This is a genomic window from Pseudomonas sp., assembly GCF_026224925.1.
In the GTDB taxonomy this organism is placed as follows: Bacteria; Pseudomonadota; Gammaproteobacteria; order Pseudomonadales; family Pseudomonadaceae; genus Aquipseudomonas.
The window spans coordinates 1-12,482 of the sequence record NZ_JAMFRV010000410.1 but is presented as its reverse complement, the minus strand read 5'-3'; the positions used below and the strand labels follow the sequence as shown (position 1 = coordinate 12,482).

The 12,482-nt window shown below is 57.3% G+C and carries 13 protein-coding genes; 8 read left to right on the top strand and 5 right to left on the bottom strand.

All coding sequences use genetic code 11. The annotated features are described in order from the left end of the window. Positions 1-592, top strand: a 592-nt coding sequence (locus M0974_RS17825) for an efflux RND transporter permease subunit (RefSeq protein ID WP_297839532.1), incomplete at its 5' end; no start/stop codon positions are given. Here the strand turns inward: M0974_RS17825 and M0974_RS17820 are convergent. Beyond that, on the bottom strand, positions 552-1,499 hold the full coding sequence (locus M0974_RS17820; protein ID WP_297839528.1) for a LysR family transcriptional regulator: 948 nt from the start codon (positions 1,497-1,499) through the stop codon (positions 552-554). The genes M0974_RS17825 and M0974_RS17820 overlap by 41 nt on opposite strands. A 133-nt stretch (positions 1,500-1,632) precedes the next feature. Here M0974_RS17820 and M0974_RS17815 point away from each other — a divergent pair, with 133 nt between their 5' ends. Then, complete coding sequence (locus tag M0974_RS17815; protein WP_297839526.1) at positions 1,633-2,022, top strand: tautomerase family protein; 390 nt, start codon at positions 1,633-1,635, stop codon at positions 2,020-2,022. Positions 2,023-2,236: 214 nt separating this feature from the next. On the opposite strand, the gene M0974_RS17810 is transcribed toward M0974_RS17815, so the two are convergent. Continuing rightward, positions 2,237-2,683 (bottom strand): NUDIX hydrolase, encoded by a 447-nt coding sequence (locus M0974_RS17810; RefSeq protein ID WP_297839523.1) that lies wholly within the window; start codon positions 2,681-2,683, stop codon positions 2,237-2,239. 715 nt (positions 2,684-3,398) lie between these two features. Here M0974_RS17810 and leuC point away from each other — a divergent pair. Both leuC and leuD read left to right on the top strand, forming a co-directional pair. Continuing rightward, positions 3,399-4,820 (top strand): 3-isopropylmalate dehydratase large subunit, encoded by a 1,422-nt coding sequence (leuC, locus tag M0974_RS17805; RefSeq protein WP_297839520.1) that lies wholly within the window; start codon positions 3,399-3,401, stop codon positions 4,818-4,820. A gap of 4 nt (positions 4,821-4,824) precedes the next feature. Continuing rightward, entirely contained in the window at positions 4,825-5,439 is a 615-nt protein-coding gene (leuD, locus tag M0974_RS17800) for a 3-isopropylmalate dehydratase small subunit (RefSeq protein ID WP_297839517.1), read from the top strand. Positions 5,440-5,442: 3 nt separating this feature from the next. On the opposite strand, the gene M0974_RS17795 is transcribed toward leuD, so the two are convergent. Further along, positions 5,443-6,357, bottom strand: coding sequence for a LysR substrate-binding domain-containing protein (locus M0974_RS17795; RefSeq protein ID WP_297839515.1), 915 nt, complete (start codon positions 6,355-6,357; stop codon positions 5,443-5,445). 256 nt (positions 6,358-6,613) lie between these two features. Here M0974_RS17795 and ssuD point away from each other — a divergent pair, with 256 nt between their 5' ends. The 3 genes from ssuD (at position 6,614) to M0974_RS17780 (ending at position 9,703) form a co-directional block, all read left to right on the top strand. Then, the gene (ssuD, locus tag M0974_RS17790) at positions 6,614-7,759 is read left to right on the top strand and encodes an FMNH2-dependent alkanesulfonate monooxygenase (protein WP_297839512.1); all 1,146 of its coding nucleotides are present in this window, start codon (positions 6,614-6,616) and stop codon (positions 7,757-7,759) included. A 133-nt stretch (positions 7,760-7,892) separates the two neighbouring features. Further along, the gene (locus tag M0974_RS17785; RefSeq protein ID WP_297839510.1) at positions 7,893-8,993 is read left to right on the top strand and encodes a sigma-54-dependent Fis family transcriptional regulator; all 1,101 of its coding nucleotides are present in this window, start codon (positions 7,893-7,895) and stop codon (positions 8,991-8,993) included. A 275-nt stretch (positions 8,994-9,268) separates the two neighbouring features. Further along, positions 9,269-9,703 (top strand): hypothetical protein, encoded by a 435-nt coding sequence (locus M0974_RS17780; RefSeq protein ID WP_297839507.1) that lies wholly within the window; start codon positions 9,269-9,271, stop codon positions 9,701-9,703. A gap of 91 nt (positions 9,704-9,794) precedes the next feature. On the opposite strand, the gene M0974_RS17775 is transcribed toward M0974_RS17780, so the two are convergent. Both M0974_RS17775 and M0974_RS17770 read right to left on the bottom strand, forming a co-directional pair. Continuing rightward, positions 9,795-11,246, bottom strand: coding sequence for an FAD/NAD(P)-binding protein (locus M0974_RS17775; RefSeq protein WP_297839505.1), 1,452 nt, complete (start codon positions 11,244-11,246; stop codon positions 9,795-9,797). A gap of 26 nt (positions 11,247-11,272) precedes the next feature. Then, positions 11,273-11,836 (bottom strand): helix-turn-helix domain-containing protein, encoded by a 564-nt coding sequence (locus M0974_RS17770; RefSeq protein ID WP_297839502.1) that lies wholly within the window; start codon positions 11,834-11,836, stop codon positions 11,273-11,275. A gap of 93 nt (positions 11,837-11,929) precedes the next feature. Between M0974_RS17770 and M0974_RS17765 the strand changes: the two genes are divergently transcribed. Next, positions 11,930-12,482: DMT family transporter (locus tag M0974_RS17765; RefSeq protein WP_297839534.1), on the top strand; the 553-nt coding region annotated here is incomplete at its 3' end.

The window sequence follows — 12,482 nt, the reverse complement described above, 5'->3', positions numbered from 1 at the left end:
TGCCTGGTCGGGCACCTCCTATCAGGAGCGTCTGGCGGGCGGTCAGGCTCCGATCCTGTATGGCGTGTCGCTGATCGTGGTGTTCCTGTGCCTGGCGGCGCTGTATGAAAGCTGGTCGATGCCGCTGGCGGTCATTCTTGCCATTCCGTTGGGGGTCATCGGCGCACTGCTGGCAACAACACTACGCGGCATGCCCGACGACCTGTATTTCAAAGTCGGCATGATCACCATCATTGGGCTGTCCGGGAAGAATGCCATTCTGATCATTGAGGTGGCGGAAACCCTGCATAAACAAGGTGAATCCATTCGTCAGGCGGTGATTGATGCGGCGCGCATGCGCCTGCGGCCCATCGTCATGACCTCGTTGGCGTTCATGTTCGGTGTACTGCCGTTGATGTTGGCCACCGGCCCCGGTTCGGCCAGCCAGAGAGCTATTGGCACCAGCGTGTTTGGCGGCATGCTCTCCGCCACGGTACTGACGCTGTTCTTCGTGCCGTTGCTGTACAGCCTGGTGGTGTACCTGCGCGAGCTTGGCAGAAAGCGCAAACAGCTCAGTTCGTCCAGCCAAAACCCTCAGAAAATCGCGCCTTGAGATACCCCACAAACGCACTCACCGCTTTGGGCACCTGGGCGGAATAAGGGCGCACCATGTTGATTTCCTCGGGGAAGGCGCCGGTCAATTTCCACTTCGGCAACACCTGAATCAAGCGCCCGTCTATCAGCCCGGCCTGAGCGCTGAAATCCGGCAGCAGCGCGATGCCTAGATGAGTCAGTGCGGCATCGCGCAGTGCCTCGCTGTTGTTGGTGGCGAAGGAGCCTTTAATTGGTACGGTCAGGCGATTGCTGTCGACCTGTTTGCGTGGCAACCCTTCGAAGGTCCAGGCCGGTGTGTCTGCACCTCTCGGGTAGTACAGGCAGTTGTGCGTGAGCAGGTCTTCGGGATGCTGCGGGTTGCCGAAGCGCTCAAGGTAAGCACGGGTCGCTACCAACACCGAGCGGGTCGCGCATAGCTTCCAGGCAACGTGGGTATCGGGGATCTGCTGACTGTGTCGAATCGCCAGATCGTAGCCTTCCGAGGCGATGGAGCTGATGTGGTCCGACACGTCCAACTGCACCCGCACTTCAGGATACTCAGCGAGAAACCCTGCCAGATGCGGCACCAGTTGCTGCCGGGCGAACGCTACCGGCGCGGTAATCCGCAGCAGGCCGCGCGCAACGCCGGCCGAGTCACGCACCTCGGAGAAACTGCGCGCGATTTGCTCATAGGCGCCGCCCACATCCCGCACCAACGCTTGCCCGGCATCGGTCAACCGCACGCTGCGGGTAGTGCGTTGAACCAGACTCAAACCCGTGGCTTTTTCCAGTTCGACAATGCGCTGGCTGACTGCTGACTTGCTCACGCCCAAGCGGATCGCGGCAGCTGTGTAGGTGCCCTGCTCTGCCAGGATCGACAACCAGTACACGTGGGTCCACAAACCTTCTATTTCAGCTTTTTGCATGCTGGATTGTTCTCATTTAAAAACAATGAATTCGATATTTGCATCTCGTCATGAACAAAGCAAAGGCTTAACGTTCCCTCCATGAGCTGCCGTGTTGGCAGCCGACTCTCTCCCCTTGAACGAGATATTCAACATGCCACTGATCAGGATCGACATCGTAGAAGGCCGCAGCGACGCTGAAGTCAAAATATTGCTGGATGCCGCGCACCGGGCAATGGTCGAAGCCTTCGACGTTCCCCAACGCGACCGTTACCAAATCGTCAACGAGCATCCCGCCAGCCGCATGATTGTCGAAGACACCGGCCTGGATATTCCACGAACCCGTGACGTGGCGTTGTTCAGCGTCACCAGCCGACCGCGTAGCGAAGCGTCCAAGGTCAAGTTCTACGAGTTGCTGTGCCGCGAACTGCAAGAGCACTGCGGCATTGATCCCAGCGACGTGATGATTTCCATCGTGATCAACAGCGATTCGGATTGGAGTTTCGGCCACGGCCGGGCGCAGTTTTTGACCGGCGAGCTTTGATTGGGGCGCGATGGAGAGTTGGCTGATAGCGCAAGCTTTGGTCTTGGATGAAGGCCCTGCGGGCCAGCTGTTTTAGAGCCAACATCAAGATCAAAACCAAACTAAACCTTGTGCTGGCCGGAGATGAAACTGTGTGGCTTTCCAACGAATGCGGCAAATCAGGCAGCACCAGCATCCGGGTAATACTCAGGCTTTATAGAGCTGGCTTGTCAGCTCAAGCGAGTAGGGCTGCTTTTTTCAGCAATTCATAGAGCCCGTCAGGAACCAAGGGCGACTTGCTGGTGAAGCTTGAGATTTCATGCCAACGCACGGTGAACGCAGAACCGTCGCTCTCTTGACCATTTAAGTACAGTAGCTCGTACACACCCACGTCCTCAAATTGTGCGTCATACACCTGTACAATCTCGTGGCCTGGATTGCCGTTGTATATGAAGATGCTTTCAAGTGTACCGATCAAACGAATGTTGGTGATGGGCAGTCCGAGTTCTTCTTGCACTTCCCGAATTATCGCTTGAGCACTGGTTTCACCAAACTCGATGCCGCCGCCGATGGGACGGAAGAACCTTTCTTTTTTGATCGCGTCGTAGAATTCGTTGACCAGAATCTTTCCGTCGCGGTGAAAGACGCAAAGCGCGAGGGGGCGAATACGTTGTACGGCCATGAAGTGAATTCCATTTACCTTTTCGAAGCGCTGTATTACAGCATGGCTCCTGTGGTCGGTGTGCAGGCCATAGTAGTCAAGCATTTTAAATTTCTGTGCCCGATAGAGATCGTCACGGAAGATTCCACTCCGCCTCCGACGCCGCGCTACCGCGCAGCAAACAACCTGTAGGAGCGCGCTTGCCCGCGATCGGCTGCGTAGCAGTCGTAATATAGTCATTGCGCCCTTCGTGCTCAACTGCATTCGGCCGCATGGTTTTATGGAGCTTCTCTGCGCAATTTGATACTCAATTCACACGGGATCTTTGGTCGGCCCACCATCTGTAGGAGCCAACTTGTTGGCGAAGGTCCTTCGGATCGAAGCCTTCGGCAGCTCTTACATCCTGCCTGTGCATTACCCGACCCCGTAAAACCATAAATAATGGATATACACACCAAAACCAGCGCCACCCACCACTTCGCCAACAAGTTAGCTCCTACAGAGGCGATATGCTGCACTCGCCTTGAAGCTGCCGGCCTTTGACGTTGCTTATCAAACAGCAGAACCGCAGGGCGCCTTTATTACCTGCCTGCGACTCACATCGATCAAACACGATCCATGGTCGATGTCTTCACTGTCTTGCCATTGATAGCCACACTGCCACGCTTATGATGGGTCCAGAAGTCTGTCGAGCCTGCCGACAGCCTCGCGAAAACCTCTATCAGCGAGCGCCACGATGACCCAAACAAGAACCTTATACGACAAGCACATTGACTCGCATACGGTGTGCAACCTCGATGACCAAGGCCATGTCCTGCTCTACATCGACCGTCAGGTCATCAATGAATACACCAGCCCGCAAGCATTCAGCGGCTTGCGCGAAGCCGGCCGCGAGGTGTGGCGTCCATCCACGGCGCTGGCGGTGGTCGATCATGTGAACCCGACTGCGCCGGTGCGCGTAGCGGCCATGGCTGACGAAGGCGGCGCGTTGCAGGTCTCCTACCTCGAACAGAACTGCGAAAAATTCGGCATCGAACTGTTCAACGTACTCGACAAACGCCAAGGCATCGAACACGTCATCGCGCCGGAGCAGGGTTTCATCCTGCCGGGCATGGTCATCGCCGCGGGCGACAGCCACACCACCACTTACGGGGCGTTGGGTGCGTTCGGTTTCGGCATCGGCACTTCTGAAATCGAGCACCTGCTGGCCTCACAAACCCTGGTCTACAAACGCCTGAAAAGCATGCGCGTCACCGTCGAGGGCGACCTTGCCTCTGGCATCACGTCCAAAGACGTGATCATGGCGTTGATCGGAAAAATAGGCGCATCCGGAGCTACGGGTTACGCCATCGAGTTCGCCGGTTCGACCATTGATGCCCTGAGCGTCGAAGCACGCATGACCATCTGTAACATGGCCGTCGAAGCCGGCGCGCGCGGTGCGTTCATGGCGCCCGATGACAAAGTATTTGATTACCTGAAGAGCAAACCGCGCGCGCCGAAAGGTGAACTGTGGGACCGCGCAGTCGCGACGTGGCGCCAATTGCACACTGACCCTGGCGCCCATTTCGACAGCGAAATCTATCTGAATTCAAACGACCTCGAACCCATGGTCACCTGGGGCACCAGCCCGGACCAGGCCGCAGCCATAGGCTCGACGGTCCCAGACCCCGCAACCATCAGTGACCTGATTCTGCGCCAGGACATGGTCCGAGCCTTGAAGTACATGGGCCTGGAAGCCGGTACGCCGCTGAGTGACATCGTCATCAGCCACGCGTTTATCGGTTCCTGCACCAATGCGCGAATCGAGGACCTGCGCGATGCCGCCAGCGTCGTTCGCGGCAACAAGGTCGCCGATCATGTCCGAGCGATGATTGTTCCCGGCTCCACCGCTGTGCGCGACCAAGCCGAAGCCGAAGGGCTGGCAGCGATCTTCATCGACGCCGGTTTTGAGTGGCGTCAGTCAGGTTGCTCCATGTGCCTGGCGATGAATGATGACGTGCTCGCCCCCGGCGACCGTTGCGCGTCCAGCACCAACCGCAACTTCGAAGGCCGCCAAGGTGCAGGTGCACGCACGCACTTGATGAGCCCGGCCATGGTCGCAGCTGCCGCGATCACTGGACGATTGACTGACGTACGCCGTTTCGACGGCCGCGCTTGAGGGAATGAACATGCAACCATTTACCACTGTCAGCGGCACCGCCGCGCCGATGCTTGCAGCCAATATCGACACCGACGTGATCATGCCCAAGCAATTCCTCAAGGGCATCGACCGTAACGGGTTGGATCGGGGTTTGTTCTTCGACCTGCGTTTTTTAGCGTCAGGCGAGCCCAACCCGGAATTCATCCTTAACCAGCCACCTTGGCAAGGCGCGAAGTTCATGGTCACCGGGCCGAATTTCGGCTGCGGTTCCAGCCGTGAACATGCGGTCTGGGGCCTGAAGCAGATGGGTATCCGGGCACTGATCGGTAGCAGTTTCGCCGGAATCTTTTACGACAACTGCCAGCGCAACGGGGTGCTGATCATTTCTTTGGAAGAGGCGCAGGTTCAAGCCTTGGGCCGCACCGTAAGCCAGGCCCAAGGTGCTGAAATTGAAGTTGATTTGGACGCCCAGGAAATTCGTCTGCACGACGGCAACATCATTGCGTTCCAGATCGACGCCTTGCGTAAAGACGCTTTGCTGCTCGGGCTTGATGCTATCGGCAGTACGTTGCAACGCAGCGCACAGATTCGCGAGTTTGAACAACGCCACCTGCACGCCAATCCTTGGCTGAGCTAACACTCAAAGCGACAGCTGATGGAAGTGTTCCTGGAGGAACTCGACGCAGGCCCGCAGCTTGCCCGAGTTCGCCAGCCGCGTTGGGTAAACCGCCCAGACATTGGCGCTCTGGGTGTAATCATGCAGCACTTGCACCAACCGCCCCTGCTCCAGCAACGGTCGCACGTCCCACAATGAACGCAGCAAAACCCCACGCCCATCCAATGCCCACTGCAACACAATCTCCCCGCTGTTGGACGACAACGGTCCACTGACACGTACGCTTTCGTGGGTGCCTTCGCGCTCCAGTTGCCACAGGCCAAAAGTGCCGTCGCGCTCCTTCAACACCAGGCAATCGTGCGCTTCAAGATCGGCCAATGCCTGCGGCGTGCCACGTCGATCCAAATAGTCGGGGGCGGCGCACAACACGCGGCGATTAGTCACCAAGCGCCGACCAATGTGTTGCCCGGGAATGTCATCCCCAACGCGAATCTCCAGATCGAAGCCTTCGCTGATGATGTCCACCACTCGGTCGAACAGGTCCAGACGAATTTCCAGCTGTGGATAACGTTCGGCCAGTTGCGAAATGGCCGGCGCCACATGATTGCGCCCGAAGCCAAAGCTGCTGCACAGGTGCAAACGACCGCGTGGCTCAGCGTGAGCTTCGGACAATTCATCGTGCAGCAACTGAAAGTCTTCAAGGATCCGCACCGCCCAACGCTGAACCCGTTCACCGTCTTCGGTTAACGCAACGCGGCGGCTGGTGCGGTGCAACAAGCGAGTGGCCAAGGTGCTTTCAAGAATCTGTATGCGCTTGCTGACATACGCCGGGGACAAGCCCAGTTCATCTGCGGCGGCGGCAAACCCAGCCTTGCGAATGACGGTCAAGAAAACCCGTAAGTCTTCCGGCAGCGGTGCGACTTCTTTTTTAGCGTTCATGCAGCTTCTTTTGAGAGTGGACCAAGGCAGGAATGGTGCGGGTGGCAAGAATAGCACCGGTTCCATTGAGCATCCGCGATAGCTTTGCCCCCTATATATACAAATGATCTAAAAATATAGGTTTAGGTTCTTTTACGGAATAAATCCAAGGCTTTATAACTAACTGACCTTTTGTTCACCCAGCAACAGTTATTCAACAGCGGCCTCACCGCGCTGCGCACATTTTTGCTGACCTTTTTCCTTTGAAGGATTTGTCATGGACGTTTTCTGGTTCCTCCCCACCCACGGCGACGGCCACTACCTGGGCACCACTAAAGGCGCCCGCCCCGTCACCTTGAATTACCTGAAACAAGTGGCCCAGGCCGCAGACAGCCTCGGTTATCACGGGGTACTGATCCCAACCGGCCGCTCATGCGAAGACTCGTGGGTGATCGCCTCGGCGTTGGTGCCGTTGACTGAGCGCTTGCGGTATCTGGTGGCGATTCGTCCGGGAATCATCTCGCCCACGGTGTCGGCGCGTATGGCCGCAACGTTGGATCGACTGTCCGGTGGCAGACTGTTGATTAACGTGGTGACCGGTGGCGATCCAGACGAAAACCGTGGCGACGGCAGCTTTCTCGACCATAGCGAACGCTACGAAGTCACCGACGAGTTTTTGCAGATTTGGCGTCGGGTGCTGCAAGGCGAATCCGTCGACTTCGAAGGCAAACACCTGCGCGTGCAGAACGCCAAGGCGCTGTATCCACCGATCCAAAAGCCCTACCCTCCACTGTATTTCGGTGGGTCTTCAGAAGCGGCGCACGAGTTGGCAGCCGATCAGGTCGACGTTTATCTAACGTGGGGCGAGCCCCCAGCGGCAGTGGCCGAAAAGATCGCCGACGTGCGTGAACGGGCAGCGCGCAAAGGCCGCACCGTGCGTTTCGGTATTCGTCTGCATGTGATCGTGCGCGAGACCAGTGAAGAAGCCTGGAAAGCCGCCGACACGTTGATCGAACACATCAGTGACGAGACCATCGCCTCGGCGCAAAAATCCTTTTCGCGTTTCGACTCCGAAGGCCAACGGCGCATGGCCGCCTTGCACGATGGTCGCCGCGACAACCTGGAAATCGCTCCAAACCTGTGGGCCGGTGTTGGCTTGGTACGAGGCGGCGCGGGGACTGCGTTGGTGGGCAATCAACAAGAAGTCGCGGCACGCATCAAGGAATACGCGGACTTGGGTATCGAGAGCTTCATTTTCTCTGGCTATCCGCACCTTGAAGAAGCGTACCGCTTTGCCGAGCTGGTGTTCCCTTTGTTGCCGGAGCCCTACGCCAGCCTGGCCGGACACGGCATCACCAACCTGACCGGGCCGTTCGGCGAGATGATCGCCAACGATGTATTGCCGACCAAGGCCCATGCCTGATTAACACTGCTCCCCTGTAGGAGCTGCCGAAGTCTGCGATCAATCGAGAATCGATTTACGGCTTTATCGCAGCCTTCGGTAGCTCCTACAGGGATTGCATTTAACGCGCGATCTAACCCAAAAAGTGATGCTTATGCAGCTTCTGACCTTACCTCCGTCGCCCGCGCTGGCCACTTCGATCCGCGCCACTGCCCAAGTCTTTGAGGACCCAAAATCCCGGGCGCTGTTGGCGCACGTGCAGCAGGTCGCGCCCAGTGAGGCCAGTGTGCTGATCATTGGCGAGACCGGCACCGGCAAGGAACTGGTAGCGCGGCATATTCATAACCTCAGCGCACGACGCGATCGCCCATTCGTGGCCGTCAACTGCGGCGCGTTCTCCGAGTCGCTGGTCGAGGCTGAGTTGTTCGGTCACGAAAAAGGCGCCTTCACCGGAGCCCTGAGCGCAAAGGCTGGCTGGTTCGAAGAGGCCAACGGCGGCACTCTGTTTCTAGACGAGATCGGCGATCTACCCATGCCCATTCAGGTAAAACTGCTGCGGGTATTGCAAGAGCGCGAGGTCGTGCGTCTAGGGTCACGCAAAAGCACCCCGATTGATGTACGGGTACTCGCGGCGACCAACGTGCAATTGGAACGAGCAATCAACGCAGGACACTTTCGTGAAGATTTGTATTACCGACTGGACGTCGTCAGCCTGGAACTGAGCCCGTTGCGCGATCGGCCTGGGGATATCCTGCCGTTGACCCGACACTTCATTGACGTCTACAGCCGCCGCTTGGGTTATGGCCAGATCGCAATGAGCGCGGAAGCAGAACAGAAGCTAAAAACCTACAGTTGGCCGGGCAATATCCGCGAGCTGGAAAACGTGATCCACCATACGCTGCTTATTTGTCGCGACGGCATCATCCAACGTGACGATTTGCGCCTGTCGAACATGCGTATCGAACGTCAGGAAGACAGCACTACCGCCGACGACTCTGCGGAAGGCTTAATGGCGCGGGCGTTTCAGGCCCTGTTCGAAGAGCAAGCGGTGGCCCTGCATGAAAAGGTCGAAGACACGTTGCTGCGGGCGGCCTACCGCTTCAGCCATTACAACCAAGTGCACACCGCCAACTTGCTGGGTTTGAGCCGCAACATCACGCGCACCCGGCTGATTAAAATCGGTGAGCTGGCAGTCAACAAACGCCGGGCAAACGAAAGCGCTCAAGAAGAGCGGTTTCTTCAGTTGTCGATCTAGGGTTTGCGGTCAAGCGAAATCAACAACGAACACTTGGGACATACCTAAGTTTCAGCTAGAAAAAAACGGACGGGATAACCGCTCTCTGTGGCCGTTTTACCCAGCATAGGCGGGGAAAAAACAACGACCGATGAGTATTGAGCGAATTGGCTGACAAGAAACGGTTAGATACCCCTCGACCGAATAGGAAGCGTCTGACATCTTCCTGAAAGAACTCTGGTTATGGTTGCGCCGGCTTATTTGCCAAGCACTAAACCATCAGGAGTTACTCTCGAATGAAAAAATTATACCTCTCTGCCGCCGTTGCCACGTTGATCGCCACGACCAGCGGTTGCGTGAGCTATAACATGAGCCAGCCTTCCGCCCCTATCTCGGGTGCGGTCACCGCTGACTTGAAAGCGAACGTAAAAGTCGGCGAGCAAATCTCCGGTGAATCGTCCACCAACATCCTGTTTGGCTGGTTGAGCGTCGGCGGCGACACTCAGTTCGCGGATGGCGTTACCTACGGCGGCGCGGGCGGTTCGGCAATCGGCTTGCCTGATCCAATCTCGGCAGTCAAAGCCGCCGCAGCTTACAAAGCGGTAAAAAGCTCCGGTTCCGACCTGATCGTCGCACCGCGCTATGAAGTAACCGTTGAAGACTACATCGTATTCAAGAAGGTCAATGTCAAAGTTACCGGCAACAAAGGCAGCATCGATAGCATTCGCTAAGTGCTGAGGTCCACTTCGGACTGAACCGCACCGTGAACGTAACGCCGCTCGGTTTCATCGCTGAGCGGCGTTTCTTATTCCCCTGACCTTATTAACGCTGTGAAGCCAATAGCTCCGCCAAGGCCTTGGCTTGGCTGGCGACATCGGTCACCGCAGTGCTTTCCCACCACATTCCGCGCAGTGGCGGCCCCATGGCAAACAGACGCTTGGAGACGTTGCCGTGCGCATCGAGCAATCCACCGCTGGCGTGGGCGGCGATGCCCAGCGCCAAAGGCCCCGGCCGAATCAATCCCCTTGCCAACAATTGTTTTGGCAACGGTCGGTCCACTCGACGCCAATCGTATTCAATACCGCTGGAATTTATCAACGCGTCGCCGATGACATAAGACGGTTCAGTCTCGCCTCGTCGCCGGACGCGTATCTGTACTTGCCCGGTCGGCAATACTTCCAACCCTTGATACGAAGCGGCGTGAATACTCAGCCGCCCCTCTTTCACTCGCTTGGCCAGTAACTCAGCACCCAGAGGCGGGGACCGGTGGTGATGACTTTCCCACCAAGGCCGGACGTGGCGCACAAACTGCCGGCGCTGCACGTCGCTGGCCTGATTCCATAAACGGCCAATATGAACACGCACCGTGTCTAACGGCGCTTGCCAATCAATCCCTTGCGCAATGGCTAACTCGCATTGTTCGCGAACCTTGCGCAGCAACTGTCGAGTGCTGCGGATACTGTGGTCCTCAGCCAAAAAATCCCCCCACGCGGGAGGCTGACGACGCACATGCGGTAGCAAACCGTGGCGGGAAAAGACCTCAATCGGGCCGCGATGCCCGGCCCGTTGCAGGGACACAACGGCATCGACCATGGTCAGACCTGCGCCAATGATCAACACTTTAGCCTGCGGGTCGAGCTGCCTCATGCTGCGCACATCCCATGGATCAACAGCGGTGGCATTGAGCCCACTGGATTCACGTTGCGGTGTGCGGGCGGCAGGAAACATTCCGGTGGCCAAGACGCCAAACTTGCCTTGCAACTGCTTACCGTTCTTTAGCGTGATGCGCACGCCGAAGTCGCTGCTTTGCAGATCGACCGCCTCTTCGTGCACGTGCTCAAAACTCGATCCATAGGTTGCACCCAAGGCTTGGGCTTCAGCCAATCGCTGTTGCACATACAGTCCGAAAACGCCTCGCGGTGGAAAAAGCTCAGCCACGGGCACTTGCTGCTCGGCAGACTCGGGCCAGCCCCCCGCGTTGATGTAGCGATCCAGCCAGCGGGTCAGATCGTCAGGATTGTCCGGTTCGACGCTCATGCGCGCGGCATTGCCGTTCAGGGTGTGGCCCGATTCCGTGGCGCTGTAAGCCTCGCCTCGCCCCAGCTCACTGCGGGTTTCAACGATGAGGATGTGGCGTTTGCCAGGGAGCCGAAGCAATTGAACAGCCAGCATACTTCCGCTCAAACCACCCCCGACGATCAGGATATCGGCGGTACGAACGGCGCGATTTGCCTGCTCATGTTGCGACGTGGGCGTAACCCCTGACTGCTTCATTCAATACGGTTCCTTCGATGAATTACTCATAGCACGACGTTGCGGACGAAGCGCACGATAAGGCTGCCATCATTGCGGTAGGTATGCACCTGATTGCTGGCGAACATAAGGAATTCGCCGCTTTCAATGCGCCGAATGTCGTCTCCCAGGCTAACGCTCAGACACCCCTCGAAGACGTACACCTGCTCGCTCCAACCCTCAGGGTCAGCTTCAGAAGAATAGACTTCGCCGGGTTGCAGGCAAAACTCCCACAACTCCACTTCACGCTTGGCCACCGCCTTGGCCAGCAGCACGGCTTTGCTGCCAGAAATCAAACCGGCCCAAGCCACTTCATTGATTCGGCTGGAGTCACGCACGTCAGGGGCCTGGATCAGATCACTGAAGGCCACATCCAACGCGTCGGCCACTCGATCAAGAGTGGCCAGGCTGACATTTTTCTCGCCAGCTTCGATGGCCACCAGCATACGCCGGCTGACCCCCGACTTCTCCGCCAAAGCGCTCTGGCTGAGGTCCGCTGCATTGCGTAGACGGCGCACGTTCTGGCTGACGTGTTGCAGCACCGGCGCTCTATGGGAAATGTCTTTGTGCACTATATTGCTCGCTCAATGGGGCTTGCGCAGTATACTGCTCACTTTCGGCGCAGTACGCGTCTTATCTTGTCGCACGCACGCGCCAAACACCTGGTGAAAAACGTGAAGTCCATCCGCCTGACGCCTCGCATCAGTAAAGCAGAAGCTGTATTAATCCTGATTACCGTGATTTGGGGCGGTACTTTTTTGATGGTGCAATATGCACTGACGTCCAGTGGGCCACTGTTTTTTGTCGGCCTGCGGTTTGCTGCGGCGTCTTCCATCGTCGCGGTGTTTTCGCTGCGTATCTTACGTGACCTGACCTTCTTTGAATTCAAGGCCGGCGTATTTATCGGCATCGCGATCATGCTCGGTTATGGCCTGCAAACCATTGGCTTACAGACTATCCCAAGCAGTCAGTCCGCATTTATTACTGCCCTGTATGTACCTTTCGTGCCGTTGCTGCAATGGCTAGTATTAGGCCGACGTCCAGGATTGATGCCGAGCCTGGGTATTGCGCTGGCGTTCGCTGGTTTGATCTTGCTCTCAGGGCCCAGTGGTGCCTCGCTGAACTTCACCCCCGGCGAGTTGGCGACCGTGGTCGAAAACTCAAAGAGCATCCAGAACAACGCCATGAAAATCAGGACATTGGCATATGGGCCCCACG